This window comes from Blautia hansenii DSM 20583, assembly GCF_002222595.2.
Lineage (GTDB): Bacteria > Bacillota > Clostridia > Lachnospirales > Lachnospiraceae > Blautia > Blautia hansenii.
Map to the genome: position 1 here is coordinate 1,040,789 of NZ_CP022413.2, position 18,932 is coordinate 1,059,720.

The 18,932-nt window shown below is 40.4% G+C and carries 13 protein-coding genes and 1 pseudogene; 10 read left to right on the forward strand and 4 right to left on the reverse strand.

The features are described 5' to 3' along the window. Positions 1 to 24: 24 nt before the first annotated feature. The 4 genes and pseudogenes from pflA to CGC63_RS05195 all read right to left on the reverse strand — a co-directional run bounded on the left by pflA (position 25) and on the right by CGC63_RS05195 (position 5,293). Positions 25 to 777: a pyruvate formate-lyase-activating protein gene (pflA, locus tag CGC63_RS05175; protein WP_004223016.1), complete on the reverse strand. Its 753-nt coding sequence runs from the start codon at positions 775 to 777 to the stop codon at positions 25 to 27. After that, positions 764 to 3,106, reverse strand: a pseudogene (grcA3, locus tag CGC63_RS05185) (autonomous glycyl radical cofactor GrcA3). Before grcA3 ends, pflA begins: the two are co-directional and overlap by 14 nt. Before the next feature lie 217 nt (positions 3,107 to 3,323). Further along, positions 3,324 to 3,992, reverse strand: a complete 669-nt coding sequence (locus CGC63_RS05190) for a YesL family protein (RefSeq protein ID WP_040351273.1) — start codon at positions 3,990 to 3,992, stop codon at positions 3,324 to 3,326. Between the two features lie 26 nt (positions 3,993 to 4,018). Beyond that, entirely contained in the window at positions 4,019 to 5,293 is a 1,275-nt protein-coding gene (locus tag CGC63_RS05195; protein WP_009246765.1) for an HlyC/CorC family transporter, read from the reverse strand. A gap of 211 nt (positions 5,294 to 5,504) precedes the next feature. Between CGC63_RS05195 and CGC63_RS05200 the strand changes: the two genes are divergently transcribed. From CGC63_RS05200 to hemZ, 10 genes are all read left to right on the forward strand, one after another. Continuing rightward, positions 5,505 to 7,547: an LPXTG cell wall anchor domain-containing protein gene (locus CGC63_RS05200; protein WP_004223001.1), complete on the forward strand. Its 2,043-nt coding sequence runs from the start codon at positions 5,505 to 5,507 to the stop codon at positions 7,545 to 7,547. A 56-nt stretch (positions 7,548 to 7,603) separates the two neighbouring features. Continuing rightward, positions 7,604 to 7,978 carry a TIGR04086 family membrane protein gene (locus CGC63_RS05205; RefSeq protein WP_009246764.1) on the forward strand — a complete coding sequence of 125 codons (375 nt, stop codon included), beginning with the start codon at positions 7,604 to 7,606 and terminating at the stop codon, positions 7,976 to 7,978. A gap of 86 nt (positions 7,979 to 8,064) precedes the next feature. Beyond that, positions 8,065 to 8,205: a six-cysteine ranthipeptide SCIFF gene (gene scfA, locus CGC63_RS05210; protein WP_004222992.1), complete on the forward strand. Its 141-nt coding sequence runs from the start codon at positions 8,065 to 8,067 to the stop codon at positions 8,203 to 8,205. 201 nt (positions 8,206 to 8,406) lie between these two features. Next, complete coding sequence (gene scfB / locus CGC63_RS05215) at positions 8,407 to 9,777, forward strand: thioether cross-link-forming SCIFF peptide maturase (RefSeq protein ID WP_004222990.1); 1,371 nt, start codon at positions 8,407 to 8,409, stop codon at positions 9,775 to 9,777. Positions 9,778 to 9,795: 18 nt separating this feature from the next. Continuing rightward, positions 9,796 to 12,033: a protein translocase subunit SecDF gene (locus CGC63_RS05220; protein WP_004222989.1), complete on the forward strand. Its 2,238-nt coding sequence runs from the start codon at positions 9,796 to 9,798 to the stop codon at positions 12,031 to 12,033. 63 nt (positions 12,034 to 12,096) lie between these two features. Beyond that, positions 12,097 to 13,812: a single-stranded-DNA-specific exonuclease RecJ gene (gene recJ, locus CGC63_RS05225; protein ID WP_004222988.1), complete on the forward strand. Its 1,716-nt coding sequence runs from the start codon at positions 12,097 to 12,099 to the stop codon at positions 13,810 to 13,812. 110 nt (positions 13,813 to 13,922) lie between these two features. Continuing rightward, positions 13,923 to 14,462 carry an adenine phosphoribosyltransferase gene (locus tag CGC63_RS05230; protein WP_004222987.1) on the forward strand — a complete coding sequence of 180 codons (540 nt, stop codon included), beginning with the start codon at positions 13,923 to 13,925 and terminating at the stop codon, positions 14,460 to 14,462. Positions 14,463 to 14,494: 32 nt separating this feature from the next. Then, positions 14,495 to 16,804 carry a RelA/SpoT family protein gene (locus CGC63_RS05235; protein ID WP_004222985.1) on the forward strand — a complete coding sequence of 770 codons (2,310 nt, stop codon included), beginning with the start codon at positions 14,495 to 14,497 and terminating at the stop codon, positions 16,802 to 16,804. Positions 16,805 to 16,813: 9 nt separating this feature from the next. After that, entirely contained in the window at positions 16,814 to 17,446 is a 633-nt protein-coding gene (locus CGC63_RS05240) for an MBL fold metallo-hydrolase (protein ID WP_004222982.1), read from the forward strand. 26 nt (positions 17,447 to 17,472) lie between these two features. Further along, entirely contained in the window at positions 17,473 to 18,924 is a 1,452-nt protein-coding gene (gene hemZ / locus CGC63_RS05245) for a coproporphyrinogen dehydrogenase HemZ (protein ID WP_004222979.1), read from the forward strand. The last annotated feature ends 8 nt before the right edge of the window (positions 18,925 to 18,932 follow it).

The following is an 18,932-nucleotide window of genomic DNA, read 5'->3' on the forward strand; positions in this document are numbered from 1 at the left end:
GTGAAGTATCAGCCTTCTTTATAATTATTTTCTTACTCGGTATTTTTTATAGCTTTCCAAAATATAGGAGCGTGCTTTTTGCGCTTCTTCTTTTGGAAGATTTTCCATCCCCTTTAGCGGATATTCCATATTTAATTCAGAATATTTTTGTTCTCCCATGTTGTGGTAGGGGAGAACTTCCAGTCCTTTGATATTTTTGTGGGAAGCGAGAAGCTTTCCGATACCGTCCAGTTCTTCTTTGGAATTTGTAAAGCCCTTCACAATGACGTGACGGACAACCACAGGAACTCTTGCTGTCTCCGAAGCCTTCAGAAAATCAAGAACAGGTGAAAGAGGATGTCCTGTTAATTTTTTATGTTCTTCTGAAGCACTGTGCTTAATATCCAGCAAAATCAAGTCTGTATAGGAAAACAGTTTTTGATAAGCTTCCGCTTGTTTTTCTCTGTAAAGAATACCGGAGGTGTCAAGGCAGGTATGGATGTTTTTTGACTTTGCAGCCTGAAATAATGCAGTGACAAATTCCAACTGCATCAAAGGCTCGCCTCCGGTAACGGTAATTCCTCCATTCTGATAAAAGCCTTTGTTTTTTTCATAGATTTCCAGAATTTCCTCTACGGTCATAGACTGTCCTTTTTTGGGAGCCCAAGTGTCCGGATTATGACAGTACAGGCAGCGCATAGGACAGCCCTGCAAAAAGACTACAAGTCTGATGCCGGGGCCGTCTACTGTGCCAAAGGTTTCAATGGAGTGTACAAAGCCTGTTTTACATTCCGTCATGGAAGGTTCTTGAGATAACCTCATCCTGCTGTTCTTTTGTCAGCTTGTGGAAGTTTACTGCATATCCGGACACACGAACAGTAAGCTGCGGATATTTTTCAGGATGCTTCTGTGCATCTAAAAGAGTTTCCTTTGTAAATACGTTGACATTTAAGTGATGTCCGCCTTTTTCTGCATATCCGTCTAATAAATTTACTAAGTTATCGATTTGAGCATTACTGATATTCATTGAAAATTCCTCCTGTAAAAAGTATTATTGTAAGTCAATGTTTGGCTCGCAGCAAGCGCAGTCCGGTTCTAATTCAAAAGCAATGTCATTAAAGAAAACTGCATCATCTTTTCCCAGAGCGCCCGGAATAATGGAAAAGGTATTGGAAATACCATCCTGTGCGTCCTTAAACGGAAGCTTGGAAACAGAATTTAAGGATGCAACAGCGCCGTGACTGTCTCTGTGGTGCATTGGGTTAGCTCCCGGAGCAAATGCCTGTCCTGCTTTTCTTCCATCCGGTGTAGAACCTGTTGCTTTTCCATATACTACGTTAGAAGTAATGGTAAGGATAGAAGTTGTAGGAATTCCTCCACGGTAGGTATGATTTCCTTTAATATATTCCATAAAGGTATGAACAATATCATAAGCAATATCGTCAACTCGGTCATCATCATTTCCGTATTTTGGAAAATCTCCTTCGATTTCATAATTTACGGCAATGCCGTTTTCGTCACGAATGGCTTTTACTTTTGCATATTTAATTGCGGACAGAGAGTCAGCGACAACAGAAAGTCCTGCAATACCTGTTGCAAACCAGCGTGTGACTTTTTTATCATGAAGCGCCATCTGCAATCTTTCGTAAGAATATTTGTCGTGCATATAGTGAATAACATTTAAAGTATTTACATAGACACCGGCAAGCCATTTCATCATATCCTGAAATCTGTCCATAACCTCATCGTAATCTAAATATTCGGAAGTAATAGGACGGAATTTTGGACCAACCTGCTTTTTAGATACTTCGTCAACACCGCCGTTGATTGCATATAACAAACATTTTGCAAGGTTTGCACGAGCGCCGAAGAACTGCATTTCTTTTCCAATGCGCATAGAAGATACGCAGCAGGCAATGGCATAATCATCGCCGTGAGTTACACGCATTAAATCGTCATTCTCATACTGAATGGAAGAGGATGCGATAGAAGTTTTGGCGCAGAAGCGCTTAAAGTTTGCAGGCAGCTTTGTAGACCATAAAACCGTTAAGTTTGGTTCCGGAGAAGTACCCAGATTTTCCAGTGTATGAAGGTAACGGAAGGACATCTTTGTTACAAGGTGACGTCCGTCAATTCCCATACCGGCGATGGACTCTGTTACCCAAGTAGGGTCGCCGGAAAACAGCGCATTGTATTCAGGGGTTCTTGCAAATTTCACAAGACGCAGCTTCATGATAAAATGGTCGATAAATTCCTGAATTTGTTCTTCTGTGAAGGTATTGTTCTTTAAGTCACGTTCTGCATAAATGTCAAGGAAGGTAGAAGTACGTCCAAGTGACATGGCAGCACCGTTCTGTTCCTTAATGGCAGCAAGATAGCCCAGATATAACCACTGGATAGCTTCCTGCACATTGGCAGCAGGGCGGGAAATATCAAATCCGTAAATTTTACCCAGCTCTTTTAATTCTTTTAAAGCACGGATTTGTTCGGATAATTCTTCACGTTCTCTTGTTACATCAGAGTACATGGTAGTACGTGTGGTATTTTTTTCATTTTCTTTATCTTCAATCAGGCGGTCTACACCGTAAAGAGCCACACGGCGGTAGTCGCCGATAATACGTCCTCTGCCGTAAGCATCCGGAAGTCCTGTGATAATATGGCTGGAACGGCATGCGCGCATTTCCGGTGTGTAAGCGTCAAATACACCGTCATTATGTGTTTTGCGATGCTTGGTAAAAAATTCAACAACCTCAGGGTCTACGTGATAGCCATTGTCCTCACAGGCTTTCATTGCCATACGGATACCGCCGTAAGGCTGTAAGGAGCGTTTAAAAGGTTTGTCTGTCTGAAAACCTACGATTGTTTCTAAATCTTTATCTAAATATCCCGGTCCGTGAGAAGTGATGGTGGAAATGATTTTTGTATCCATATCCAGTACACCGCCCTTTTCCTGTTCCTGCTTTGTAAGCTCCATAACCTGCTCCCAAAGCGTCTGTGTTGCTTTTGTAGGACCTGCAAGGAAGGCATCGTCACCGTCGTAAGGAGTGTAATTCTTCTGAATAAAGTCCCTTACATCTATCTCTTTTGTCCAATTTCCTTTGTTAAAGGAAATCCATTCTTCTCTCATAAGTCTGTGTCCTCCTATATCTTGTGGTTAGTTATACATAACTTTCCTTGTATAGGGGGATTTTATAATATTGGACTAAGAAAGTCAAGGTGGTATTGTGTTTATAATTCAATACAAAGAAAATTTTATTTTGGAAAATCCTTCGCCTGCGGTGGGCGCTTTCGTAATAAAAAAAGAGCTTCTTAATTAAAAGAAACTCTTTTCATAGAAAAACATCTTATTTTTCGGAGATTTCAGGAAGTTCATTTTCTTCTTCTTCCTCATGTGGCTCATATTTTTCAAAGACTTTTCTTAAAATAATGGAGCATACATAAGCCACACTGGCAAAGCCAAAAAGCAGCCACAGCATACTGCCGTACACCAGTGTTGAAGCTGTTAAGAAGGTTAGAAATCCCAGTCCCAGAGGAATAAGCATTAAAAGAATGGTCCAAGGGAGATTTAAAATTGCAATTAACAGAGAATTTTTAAAAATATTTTTAATATTATTTATGAAACGCGCCGTATATGGGAAAACATATACCAGTATCATAAAATAAAGAATACCTAATGCACCGATTAAAATCTGGAAAATTGTGCTCATATTCCCCGGAAGGAAGGCAGTAGCACGATAATCAACATAAATAAAAATTCCGATAGCTGCCATAATCAGCCAGATAATCGTAGACTGTTTGAAATTTTCTTTAAAGGCTTTTAAGAAGCCTTTGAAAATATAAGACTCTTCTCCACGCACCATTTTCAGAGTAACGGTATACATGGCGGTGACAGAAGCGCCGGCAGTAATAATAGGAATACAAAATACAATACATAAAATATTTAAAATCATAATATCGCATACACGGGACAGAAAACGCATAATCGGACTGTCCATATTAAACAAGCTGCTCATAATAAAAATCCTTTCCTGTTTTAAATTTATTCGTCAAAATTTTCTTCGGTTTTTTCAGGAAGATAAATATGAACGGTTTCGATACGATTTCGTTCTGCTTTATCTACAACAAGTTTTACACCGCCATCTGTGGTGACGGACTCGCCGGCAGCAGGAAATCTGTCGAGCTGTTCAATGATATAGCCTCCAATGGAGTCATAATCATCAGAAACAATATTCAAGTGAAGTGTTTCATCTAAATCGTCAAGTCTGGCAGAACCAAGAGCGATATACTCACGGTTCGGGATAATTTCACGAAGCTCTTCTTCCTCTGAGTCATATTCGTCATGGATGTCCCCTACAATTTCTTCAATTAAATCTTCCAGAGTCACAATACCGGAGGTCGCTCCGTATTCATCCAATACAACGGCAAAGGTTACTGAATTTTCTTTCATTTCCATCAGAAGCTCAGAGGTTCGTTTGTATTCGTAAGTGAAATAAGCCTCTCTTAAAATTTTCCGCACGGAAAAATCTTCCTTGCTTGTAAGAAGCAGGTCTTTTACATTGACAATACCGATAATATTGTCGGTGGTATCCTCAAAGACAGGGAAGCGTGTATGCTTTTCATCACGAAACAGACCGACTAAGTCTTCATATGAACTGTTTACATCAGCGAAGGTTACATCAATACGTGGTATCATGACATCTTCTGCCTGAGAGTCGCCGAAATCAAATACATTATAAATCATTTGACGTTCTTCGCTTTCAATAACTCCTTCTTCATGTCCTACATTTACCAAAGTACGAAGCTCATGCTCGGTAATGGTATTGCATTTTGCATTGGCATCAATCCGCATCAGCGTCAGAACACCCTGCGCCAGCTTATTGATAATAAAGATAATCGGCGTCAGAATGAACATTAAAATGCGAATGACTTTTGCATAAGACAGTGCCATTTTTTCGGAATGTACAGTTGCCAGAGTTTTTGGAGTGATTTCCCCAAAGATTAAGACCAGAAGAGTAATAATACCCGTACTGATACTTACGGCAGCACTGCCGAACAAGCGCATGGTAAGCGTAGTGGCAAGGGAAGATGCACTGATGTTTACAATGTTGTTACCGATAAGAATGGTACTCAGAAGCTTGCCGGAGTCTTCAATTACGTTCAAAAGTGTCAGGGCTCGCTTGTCCCCTTGGTCGGCTAAAGCTTGAATACGAATTTTGTTCACTGTTGTCATAGAAGTTTCTGCTGATGAAAAAAATGCGGAAAGGCAAATGAGAATAATCAAAATCAGAAACTGTATGGCGTCACTGGAATCCAATATGTTCAACTCCTTTTGATAATAAATTATAGCTTTGGCTATTAAAGTCTAATATACATGATTTTTATTTGGATTGCAAGAAATCTGTATGAAATCCACGGGAAAAAAGTTGATTTTTGGGGGTGTCGGAAAAAAGAAAATTGTGTTATACTAAATCAGAATAACAAAAACTGAACTTGTTCACATTTGATTTAGAAAGGGAATAAGGGAAATGAATAGAAATAAAAAAAATTTACATAAAGTGGCAGCCAATGTACTGGGTGTTACCCTTGCTTCTGCACTGGTGACAGGAGCAGTGGCAGAGACAGCGGCTCCAATTGCTGTATTTGCTGCACAGCAGGAAGCACAGACGCAGGAGAAGATTATCTACTTGAACGGAAGTATTCAGGCAGGAGAAAATGCTGACGGAACCGGTCAGGCGCAGGCAGTGGACTCCTTTGAAAAGGCATTTGCCTTGGCAGGAGGACAGGGAACGGTTATGGTATGCGGTATGGTCAATGTCAGCACAGAAAAGAAGCTTCATATTCCTGCGGGAGTTAAGATAAAGAGAAATGCCGGATTTACAGGAGCTTTGGTAAAGGTTACAGGCAAAGGAAAGCTTACGGTAACGGGAGACGGCATTACAGCACAGGATGTGGACGTTTCAACGGCAGAAAGCGGAAAAGGGGCATTTGTTGCCGCAAAAATTCCTCAGGTGGTGATGCCTGCACAGATTACCCTGAACAATCTGGCAGAGTGGAATACTTGTAGTTTTCCTCTTTTGGGATTTACGGGAGAAGGTGCTTTTACATGGGGAACACAGGTACCTCCGTCTTCTTACGAAACAGAGATGAAGGTGGTGTTTACACCGAAGGATACAGAAAACTATGACTACTCACAGGTTTCCGGTTGGGATAATCAGAGTAAAACAGTAACCAGAACCATAAAAGTATTTATTGAAGCATTAAAACCTCAGGTGGAGGAGCCGGCAAAGCCAATGGCAGAGGTTCAAATTCCTTCTGAATTAAAATTTGCTACTAAGGAAGAATTTAAAAATCTGGATTTTGCAAATGCCGGATTTAAAGGAGAAGGGGTGTTTGCGTGGGAAGCACAGACAGAACCGTCTTCTTATGAAACAAAGATGAATGTAGTTTTTACTCCTTCTGATATAGAGAAGTACGACTATACACAGACTGCCGGATGGAACGGGGAAAGTAAGAAAATTGTTCGGGAAGTGAAGGTGTTTATTGAGGAATTAAAGGAAAATACGACAGAGCCTGAGACACCACAGCCGGAGGTTCCTGAAACAGAAGTACCGGAGACTGAAAAACCTGAGACCGAAACGCCGGAGACAACTCCTCCGACAGAGCCGGAAAATCCTGACACACAGGAGCCGGAAGTACCACAGACAGAAGCTCCTGAAGCAGAAGTACCGGAGACTGAAAAACCGGAAAATGGCGGTGTGGAAATTGAATACGTAAATCCTGATGAGGTTGTACAGCCGGAAGAGGAAACACAGCCGGAGGTTACTTATCAGGCAGAGGCAGGTCAAAACGGAGAGATTGCACAGGAGGCTCCGGAAGCGCTCCCTGTTGGAAGCTTGATTGACGAAACAGGCGTACAGGTGTCCGGTGACTTTATTCCTTATTATGTGGATTTGCAGGTTACTTATAATGAAGCAGTCAATGAGCTTCCGGATGCGGGAATTGGCGAAATCCTTTCTGCTTATGAATTGAAGCTCTGGGATTTAAAAGAGGATAAGGAATATCAAATCCCGGAAGGAAGAAAAGTAAAAGTGCTTATTCCTTTGCCGGAAAATGCAAATTGTTTTTCAGATTTATCCATTGCACATTATCTGGGCAATAACCGGTATGAATACTTTGTATTTTCCAAGGATGGAAAAACAGGGAATATGACAGTGGAAGAGAAGGACGGAGCAGAATATCTGGCTTTTGAGACGGCTTCTTTCAGTCCCTTCAATGTAGGCGGTCATCAGATTGTAGGTCCGGGTGTAAACAGTGACAATCATAAACCTTCAACAGGAACGTCACAGTCAACGACACAGACAAAGCCGAATACTTCCGCATCAAATTCTTCTGCGCAGAGTACCGTAAAACCGAATACACAGAAAAAACCTGCACAGAATAATACAACACCGGTTGTTCAAATTGTGAAAACAGGAGATGAGTCAAAAACCGTACTTTATGTACTGATTGGTTTCGGTGCTCTCATTATTGCAGGACTTGCTGTCTTTTTTGGAAAAAAGAAAAAATAGAAAAAAGTTATGAGTTACAAATCCCTCCCATATATTGATTATAGGAGGGATTTTTTATGGAAAAAAGAGTTTCAAAAAATGCAAAGCCAATGCTGATGATAAAAGCGCTTTTGCTTGCCTATGCAACCACCGGAATTTTACTTCTTATTCTGGCATTTTTGCTGTATAAGATGGGACTTGGCGAGAGTCAGATAAACATAGGAATTATGGTTACATACATTGTATCCTGCCTCTTTGGCGGATTTTATATGGGAAAAAAGATAAAAGTCAGACGGTTTGCATGGGGTATGGGAGTCGGTACGGGATATGCCGTTCTTCTTATGGCAGTTACCTTTCTGACAGTGCATCAGATAAGCGGAGATTTTAAGGAAATGCTCATGATGTTTTTCCTGTGCTTTTTCGGAGGTACTCTGGGAGGAATTTTAGCGTGAATTTCTACTTGCTAGGCGGTTGCAGCTATGCTATAATACCGCTAGATGTTATATCTTAAAATTATCATACATGGGAGGATTATGTTATGGAACATATCAAAACATTAAATACAAAAAGCTTACAGAATACAGTAAAAAAAGGCGGATGCGGTGAATGTCAGACATCTTGTCAGTCTGCATGTAAAACATCCTGCACAGTAGGAAACCAGAGCTGCGAACACAAATAAAATAACACAGTGCGTTTTTTTCTGGGCACATGGCTGAACAGCAGCGGTGTAAAAGCCGCTGCTTAATTATTGCATGGGAGACTTAGTCTCCCATGCAATAATTAACGCTCCGCGAGGAGCGCACTGCGGCAGAAAGGAATTATAGAAAATTGTGTTACAGAGAATTGCGCTGGGTAGATACAAACAGAAAGGAGAAATACGGTGATACATCGTTATAAAAATAATGGCTATAACATTGTGCTGGACGTAAACAGTGGTTCCGTACATGTAGTCGATGAATTGGTTTATGATGTAATCGGACTTCTGGATGAAGGGCAGGAAGAAGTTGTTGTTTATGAGAAGTTAAAGGATACATATAAAAAAGACGATATCCAGACAGCATTGAAGGAAATACAGGAATTAAAAGATGCGGAAATGCTGTTTACTGAGGATATTTATCGAAATGCCATTGAGCATTTTAAAGAAAGAGAAACAGTGGTAAAGGCATTGTGTCTGCATATTGCCCATGACTGTAATCTGGCATGCAGATATTGTTTTGCGGAAGAAGGAGAATATCACGGAAGACGAGCTTTGATGTCCTATGAAGTAGGAAAACAGGCTCTGGACTTTTTAATTGCAAATTCCGGCAACAGAAAGAATTTAGAGGTAGACTTCTTCGGCGGCGAGCCTTTGATGAACTGGCAGGTTGTTAAGGATTTAGTTGCTTACGGAAGAGAGCAGGAGAAAATTCACAATAAAAATTTCCGCTTTACGTTAACCACAAACGGTGTGCTTTTAGATGACGAAATCATGGAATTTGCCAATAAAGAAATGGCAAATGTAGTATTAAGTATTGACGGAAGAAAAGAAGTGCATGACTTTATGCGTCCGTTTAGAAAAGGAGCGGGAAGTTATGACTTGGTAGTGCCGAAGTTCCAGAAATTTGCAAAGAGCAGAGGAGAAAAGAGCTACTATGCAAGAGGTACTTTTACACGTCATAATTTAGACTTTTCCGAAGACGTACTGCATCTGGCTGATTTGGGCTTTGATCAGATTTCCGTAGAGCCGGTAGTAGCAGATGAAAAAGAGGAATACGCACTGAAATGGGAAGATGTTCCGAAAATCTGTGAAGAGTATGACAAGCTTGCAAAGGAAATGATAAAGCGTAAAAAAGAAGGAAAAGGATTTAATTTCTTCCACTTTATGATTGATTTGACAGGCGGTCCTTGCGTATATAAACGTTTGTCAGGCTGCGGTTCAGGTACGGAGTATCTGGCTGTGACTCCGTGGGGTGATTTATATCCATGTCACCAGTTTGTAGGTGAAGAAAAATATCTCATGGGAAATGTGTGGGATGGTGTAAAACGTACAGATTTATGCAAAGAATTTAAAAATTGCAATGTATATGCAAAAGAAAAATGTCAGAACTGCTTTGCGAAATTCTATTGCAGCGGTGGTTGTGCGGCAAATTCCTATAATTTCCATGGCTCTATCAACGATGTTTATGAATTGGGATGTGAGCTTCAGAGAAAACGTGTAGAATGTGCCATTATGTTAAAGGCGGCCGAGGCGGCAGAAGAACAAGAAAATTAAGCAAAGAAGGGAAAGACAATGAAGAAAAACAGAGGGATACTTGTACTGGTTTTAACAGCAATCATTACAGGGTTTCTGATTTTTACCACCGCAGTAGGATTTGGTCCTACCAGTACAGGTGCTGCAAAAAATATTAAGACAGGTCTGGATTTGTCCGGCGGTGTAAGTATTACATACGAAGCATCCAAAGAGTCACCGACAGAAGATGAAATGGCAGATACCATTTATAAGCTTCAAAAACGTGTGGAAAATTATAGTACAGAAGCACAGGTTTATAAAGAAGGGGAAAATCGTATTATCGTAGAAATCCCCGGAGCAAAAGATGCAAATAAAATCTTAGAAGAACTGGGAAAACCGGGTTCTCTGTATTTTATTAAACATAAAGACTCTGCCGGTGGAGAAAACTATACTTTGAATACAGAAACCGGCGAATATGAGCTTGCAAAAACCATTGAAGAAATCGAAGCGGACGGCGGTATTGTTCTGACAGGAACAGATATCAAGGATGCAAAAGCTGCGGTAGCGCAGGATGATTTGAAAAACAATGTAAACGTAGTAAGCTTATCCTTTACAAAAGAAGGAACAGGCAAATTTGCCGCTGCCACAAAAGAAGCAGTGGAAGCCGGTAATGATACCATCGGTATTTATTATGACGGAGCTTTTGTCAGTGTTCCAAGTGTAAGACAGGAAATCAAAGACGGACAGGCACAGATTGACGGTATGAAAGATGCAGCAGAGGCAGAAAATCTGGCATCTACCATTCGTATCGGAGGTTTGAAACTGGAATTAAGCGAACTTCGTTCCAGTGTAGTTGCGGCGCAGTTAGGTGAAAAAGCAATTTCAACCAGTTTGGTAGCAGCGGCTATCGGACTTGCGCTGATTATCTTATTTATGATTTTTGTATATCGTATTCCGGGACTGGTATCCGGTATTGCGTTGATTATTTATGTATGTCTTGATTTGATTGCGTTAAATGCCTTTGATTTGACTTTAACCTTACAGGGTATTGCCGGTATTATTCTGTCAATCGGTATGGCGGTAGATGCCAATGTTATTATTTATGCCCGTATTCAGGAAGAAATTGCTTCCGGAAAGAGTGTCAGAACGGCACTTCAGAACGGATTTAAAAAAGCATTTTCTGCAATTTTTGACGGTAACATTACAACTTTAATTGCAGCCTTTGTATTGAATTGGCTTGGTTCAGGAACAGTAAAAGGATTTGCACAGACTCTGGCGCTTGGTATTGTACTGTCTATGTTTACCGCATTAGTGGTATCAAAATATCTGATGTATGCAGTATATGCCGTTGGCGTGAGAAATGAGAAATTCTACGGAAAGAGAAAAGAAAGAAAACCAATTCCTTTCTTACAGAAGAGAAAAGTATTCTTTGCCGTGTCTCTTATTCTGATTTTATGCGCTCCTGTTTCTATGCTGATTTTCAAGGGAACAACAGGAGAGTCCCTGAAATACAGTCTGGAATTTAAAGGCGGTACTTCCACAAATGTAGAATTTGACAAGGACATGAGTATTGCGGAAATTGATGAAAAACTTACACCTTTAGTAGAAGAAGTTACAGGTGATAAGAACGTTCAGGCAACAAAAGTAGTAGGCAATAATCAGGTTATTATTAAAACCAGAACTTTGAATGTAGAGCAGAGAGAAAAGCTGGAAACAGCTTTAATAGATAATTTTGGCGTAGCACAGGAAGATATTACATCAGAAAGTATTTCTTCTACGGTCAGCAACGAAATGCGTGCAGATGCAGTAAAAGCTGTAATCGTAGCTACGGTACTGATGCTCTTATACATCTGGTTCAGATTTAAGGATATCCGTTTTGCAAGCAGTGCGGTTATTGCGCTTCTGCACGACGTACTGGTTGTTCTGGCATTCTATGCTGTTGCAAGGGTTTCTGTGGGAAATACCTTCATCGCATGTATGCTGACGATTGTAGGTTACTCTATTAATGCTACGATTGTTATTTTTGACCGTATCAGAGAAAATCTGGCAAGTGCGGGCAAGAAGACAGATTTGGAAACACTGGTAAATGCCAGCATTACACAGACACTTACAAGAAGTATTTACACTTCCTTGACAACCTTTATTATGGTATTCCTGTTATTCATTATGGGAGTTTCCTCTATTCGTGAATTTGCACTGCCTCTTATGGTAGGTATTGTATGCGGCGGATACTCTTCTGTATGTATTACAGGCGCTCTTTGGTATGTCATGAAGAAAAAATTTAAAAAACAGAATTAAACTCAGAAAAAAGGAGTTGTTACATTAAAGTGACAGCTCCTTTTGGAATTATAAGGTGATAATATGGAAAAATGGGTAGTTGCTGCCAAGAAGGCAGATTTTCAGGGGATTAGCAATCGCTTCGGAGTAGATCCTGTGATTGCAAGACTCATTCGAAATCGAGAACAGATTACCGATGAAGAAATTGATACCTATCTTCACGGAAAGCTCAGAAATTTACATCCGTGGAAAGCGTTAAAAGGAATTGATGAATTATTAAATATTTTGATTGAAAAAATACAGCAAAAGAAAAAAATCAGAATTATCGGGGATTATGATATTGACGGTGTATGCTCTACATATATTCTTTTTCAAGGCTTGAAAAAAGCCAATGCTTTGGCAGACGTAGATATACCGGACAGAATGAAAGATGGATACGGTATCAGCAAGGAGCTGATTGAGCGGGCGTATGAAAAAGAAATTGATACTATCATTACCTGTGACAACGGTATCAGCGCCATAGAGCAGATTGCTTATGCAAAAGAGAAAAATATGACAGTTTTGGTAACAGACCATCATGAAATCCCCTATGAGGAGAAGGAAGACGGAAGCATAGAGCGGTTTTTGCCAAATGCAGATGCCATTGTAAATCCAAAGCAGGAGGGCTGCGCCTATCCTTTTAAAGAAATCTGCGGAGCAATGGTTGCATTTAAGGTAGTATGGGGGCTGTTTGAAAAGCGTAACATTCCTCTTTCGGAGATTGAGGAACTTATTCCTATTGCTGCCATTGCTACCGTGGGAGATGTTATGGATTTAGTAGATGAGAACAGGATTTTGGTAAAGGAAGGGCTGAAACGCATCCAGAATACAAATAATGAAGGTTTAAAAGCGCTTATTCGTGTCAACAATCTGGAAAACAGAGAAATTACCGCATATCATATCGGATTTGTATTAGGTCCGTGTATCAATGCCAGCGGAAGATTAAGCACTGCAAAAAGAGCTCTGGAATTACTGCTTTCGAAAGATACCAAGGAAGCCTCTGTGCTGGCAGAGGATTTGAAAGAATTAAACGACAGCCGTAAGGATATGACCGTAAAAGGTGTAGAAAGAGCAGTAGAAATAATTGAAAATACAGAGCTGAAAAATGACCGGGTACTGGTAGTATATCTTCCCGAATGTCATGAAAGTCTGGCGGGAATTATTGCCGGACGTATCAGGGAAAGGTATACAAAGCCTGTCTTTGTGCTTACAAAGGGAGAAGAAGGCGTGAAGGGCTCAGGTCGTTCTATTGAGGCTTATCATATGTTTCAGGAAATGGTAAAATGCAGGGAGCTGCTGACAAAATTCGGTGGGCATCCCATGGCAGCAGGGCTTTCTATGGAAGAAGAAAATATTGAGAAATTTCGAAGAAAATTAAATGAAAACTGTACGCTGACAGAAGAAGACATGGTAGAAAAAATTGTGATTGATGTTCCTATGCCAATGTCTTATGTTACCATTCCTCTTATTCGCCAGTTAGGGCAATTAGAACCCTTTGGAAAAGGAAATACAAAACCGATTTTTGCACAAAAAGATATTCGATTTTCAAACTGCAAGGTTTTCGGAAAAAACAGAAATGTAGTAAAAATGAAAGCGCAGGATAGTTTTGGATTTGGGGCAGAATGTATTTGGTTTGGAGACGGAGACGAGTTTTTGGAACGCTTAAAAGAGAAGGATGTGTGGGATGTAATTTATTATCCTTCTGTTAATTCTTTTCAGGGAAGAGAGAGCATTGAGATGATTATTCAAAATATCCGTTGAGCAAAAATAAAATTTGCGTCTGCAAAGAAAAGATGATATACTAAACCACATAAAAAACACAAAAAAATCACAAAAGTGACATAATTTGATATAAAGGGCAGGGAAACGCAATGGAAGATTGTAAAAAGAAAAAAATTGAAGACTATGTCAGAAGCATTCCTGATTTTCCGCAGGAGGGAATTATCTTTCGGGATGTTACCAGTATTTTAGAAGATGCAGACGGATTTGCACTGGCAGTTGACTCTATGCAGAAGCTTTTGGAAGGCGTGGATGTTGACGTTATCGTAGGAACAGAGTCCAGAGGATTTATTTTCGGAGCGCCGATTGCGTATAATTTACATAAACCGCTTGTATTGGTAAGGAAAAAAGGGAAGCTGCCATGTGAAACCGTAGAGCAGAGCTATGATTTAGAATACGGAAGCGCTGTTATCGAAATGCACAAGGACTCCATTAAACCGGGACAAAAAGTTGTTATCGTTGATGATTTAATTGCAACAGGCGGAACCGTAGAGGCAGCGGCAAAGCTCATTGAAGGTCTTGGAGGAGAAGTTGTGAAATTGGTCTTCCTCATGGAGCTGGCAGGATTAAAAGGAAGAGAAAAATTAGAGAAATATGACGTTCAATCTGTAATTTGTTATGAAGGAAAATAAAATCGGTTGATGGATAAGAGGTGACGTTTTTTATGGAAGAAAAAAGAGAAGCTGCCTTAAAAGCAGAAGAAATTGAAAAAATTAAAAAGGCAGATGCCAATGTGAAGACCATGGAGGATTTCACCAGTCCGGAGGTACTTTATCAGGAGCTGATAACCAGTGTTCGGAAATACCATCCATCTACTGATATTTCCATGATTGATAAGGCATTTCAGATTGCCAATAATGCTCATAAAGGACAGGTGAGAAAGTCCGGCGAGCCTTATATCATTCATCCGCTTTGTGTGGCAATTATTTTAGCTGATTTAGAGCTTGATAAGGAAACCATTGTAGCCGGGCTTCTTCATGATGTGGTAGAAGATACGGTTATGACCTCTGAGGAAATTCGGGAAGAATTTAATGCAGAGGTAGAGCTTTTGGTAGACGGTGTAACAAAGCTGGGACAGTTGAATTATTCCGCAGATAAGGTGGAGGTGCAGGCAGAGAATTTAAGAAAAATGTTTCTGGCAATGGCAAAGGACATCCGTGTTATTTTGATTAAGCTGGCAGACCGTCTGCATAATATGCGAACCTTAAAATACATGCCGCCCCATAAGCAGAAGGAAAAAGCCAGAGAGACGATGGATATCTATGCTCCCATTGCTCAGCGTCTGGGTATTTCCAAAGTAAAAATCGAGCTGGATGATTTGTCTTTGAAATATTTGAAACCGGAAGTTTACTATGATTTAGTAGAGAAAATAAATCTGAAAAAGAGCGAGCGTCAGGCGTTTATTGACCAGATTGTAGGAGATGTACGTGCGCACATTGAAAAAGCGTCCATCAACGCTCAGATAGACGGAAGAATTAAGCATTTCTTCAGTATTTATAAGAAAATGGTAAATCAGGATAAAACCATTGACCAGATTTATGATTTGTTTGCTGTACGAATTATTGTAGATACTGTGCGTGACTGTTATGCGGCGCTTGGTATTATTCATGAAATGTATAAGCCCATTCCGGGGCGGTTTAAGGACTACATTGCTATGCCGAAGCCGAATATGTATCAGTCTTTGCATACTACGCTTATCGGGCCAAGCGGACAGCCCTTTGAAATTCAGATAAGAACCTTCGAAATGCACAGAACAGCAGAGTATGGTATTGCTGCCCATTGGAAATACAAAGAGGTTTCCAACAATGGAAAAGTCAGCGTTACACAATCAGAAGAAGAGAAGATGAGCTGGCTGCGTCAGATTTTGGAATGGCAGCGGGATATGTCTGACAATAAAGAGTTTTTAAGCCTTTTAAAAAGTGATTTGGATTTGTTTTCCGAAAGCGTGTACTGCTTTACTCCCGCAGGAGATGTAAAGACACTGCCAAACGGTTCTACACCGATTGATTTTGCTTATAATGTCCACAGTGCAGTGGGAAATAAAATGGTAGGGGCAAGAGTAAACGGAAAGCTGGTTCCCATTGAATATGTGATTAAAAACGGAGACCGTGTAGAAATTATTACTTCTCAAAATTCCAAAGGTCCCAGCCGTGACTGGTTAAAAGTAGTAAAGAGCACGCAGGCAAAAAATAAGATTAATCAGTGGTTTAAGCAGGAATTAAAAGAGGATAATATTTTAAAGGGTAAGGAAATGCTTATCCAATATGCTAAAGTAAAGGCAATTTCTCTCGGGGGAATCCAGAAGCCAAAATATCAGGAAGCAGTTATGAAAAAATACGGCTTCCGAGATTGGGACTCTGTTTTGGCTGCGCTGGGACACGGAGGCTTAAAAGAGGGACAGATTATCAATAAGCTTCTTGAAACCTATAATAAAGACCACAAGGCAGAGCTGACAGATGAGAAGGTTTTGGAGGCAACAGCGGAGCATAAGGATAAGCTTCATATCGGCAAATCCAAAGGCGGCATTGTGGTAAAAGGAATTCACGATGTGGCAGTGCGTTTCTCCAAATGCTGCAATCCAATTCCGGGAGACGAAATCGTGGGATATGTAACACGAGGCAGAGGCGTTACCATTCATCGTACAGACTGCATCAATGTGATGAACATGTCCGCAGAAGACAGAAATCGTTTGATTGATGCGGAGTGGCAGGTACCTGCCCATGAAAGCTGTGAACGCTACATGGCGGATATCAATGTGTTTGCTTATAACCGTACCGGCTTGATTGTTGATATTTCTAAGATTTTTACAGAGAGAAAAATCGATATTCTTGCTTTAAATACAAGAATAAGCAAACAGGGAACAGCAACCATTAATATTTGCTTTGAGGTAAGAAGCAAGGAAGAATTAAACAGTATGGTTGAAAAAATCAGACAGATTGAAAGCGTGAAAGACATTGAGCGTACTGCCGGTTAAGGAGAAAAGATGAAAAAATTGATGCTGAGAGGAATTGTGGTAGGTCCTGTACAGACCAACTGTTATTTTTTAAAAAATGAAGAAACACAGGAAATTTTAATCGTAGACCCGGGGGCGGAGCAGGAAAGAATTATTTATGCTTTGGATAAATTACAGGGAAAACCTGTGGGGATTTTATTGACACACGGACATTACGACCATGTGTGTGCGGTTAATGAGCTGAGAGAACATTATAAAATTCCGGTATATGCGGCAAAGGAGGAGGAACCGCTCCTTGCCGACAGTCAGCAGAACCTTTCTGCTGCATGGTCAGGAGTTCCGTATAAAGTAAAAGCAGACGCTTTACTGGAGGATGAAGAAGAAATTCAGGCAGCGGGCTTTGAGATTACGACTATTCTTACACCGGGGCATACAAGTGGCTCTTGTTGCTATTGGATTAAGGATGAGGAAGTCTGCTTTAGCGGAGACACGGTATTTTACGGAAGCTGTGGCAGATGCGACCTTCCTACCGGAAGTATGAGTGAAATGAAAAAGAGCTTAAACAAAATTTTTGCCATGCTGCCGGATAAAACGGTGATTTATCCGGGACACGGAGAAGCCACAGACGCAGAGTTTGAAAAGAAAAATAATCCTTACTTATAAGAATAATATAGAAAGAGGAAGAGCCCATGATAGGAATTTCCTTTAATAAAAAAGAATTTGAATATGATGCCTACACCTTGGTAAAGGCTTTTTATCCGAAAGAGGACATCGAAATGTATTATACAGAGGAAATACAGGAGGAAAAAAGCTATGACAGGCTGATTTCCATTCTTTACGGAGAAAAGGTACTTATCCGACTGTGCTTTGATGGGAAAGTGCGTGAGGGAGAACAGGCATTTGACGAAGCAGAAGACAGAAAAATCAGAAAAAATAAATTAAAACAAGTGCTGTATCAGCTGTTGGCGGAGGAAACCGGTCATACACTTCCTTGGGGCAATCTGACCGGTATTCGTCCTACGAAAATTGCCATGGGACTTATCGAGTCCGGTATGAGCAATGCAGAAGCAGCGGATTATATGCGAAAAACATACTATACCAGTAATGAAAAGACAGCGCTTGCCATTACCATAGCTAACAGGGAAAGAGAAATTTTAAAGAATATTGATTATGAGAATGGATACAGCTTATATGTGGGAATTCCATTTTGCCCCAGTATATGTCTGTATTGTTCTTTTAGCTCTTCACCTTTAGAAAGATGGCGTGATAAAGTTGACAGCTATTTAGATGCACTGCTAAAAGAGCTGGATTTTATTGCAGAAACCATGAAAGATAAAACCTTAGATACCATATATATAGGTGGAGGAACTCCTACAACCTTGGAGCCGCAGCAGCTTCATCGCCTGCTGGGACATATACAGAAGCGTTTTCCGATGGAACAGGTAAAGGAATATACCATAGAAGCAGGAAGACCGGACAGCATTACAAAAGAAAAATTACAGGCAATTCGGGAATATCCTGTTACCAGAATTTCTGTAAACCCTCAGACCATGAATGCAGAGACCTTAAAGATTATCGGAAGAAATCATACGGTGGAGGATACACGACACGCCTTCGCTTTGGCGAGGGAATGTGGATTTGATAATATCAATATGGATTTAATCGTAGGTCTTCCGGGGGAGCATAAGGATGATGTGGAGCATACATTAAAGGAAATTCAGGCGCTTGACCCTGACAGTCTTACCATACATTCTTTAGCAGTAAAAAGAGCTGCAAGACTTCGGATGTTTAAAGACCAATACGAAGAAATGGGATTTGAGAACAATCAGGAAATCATGGAAATGGCGATGAATTATGCCCGAAGCTGTCAGATGGGGCCGTATTATCTGTACAGACAGAAAAATATGTGCGGAAATCTGGAAAATGTAGGCTATGCAAAAGTTGACAAAGCAGGAATTTACAATATACTTATAATGGAAGAAAAACAGACCATTATTGCAGCAGGGGCAGGAGCATCCACGAAGCTTGTGTCTGACCACGGACAGAAGATTGAGCGTATTGAAAATGTAAAGGATGTTACCAATTACATTACCCGTATTGATGAAATGATTGAGAGAAAAAGAGACGGAATTGTATTGTAAAAAAGATA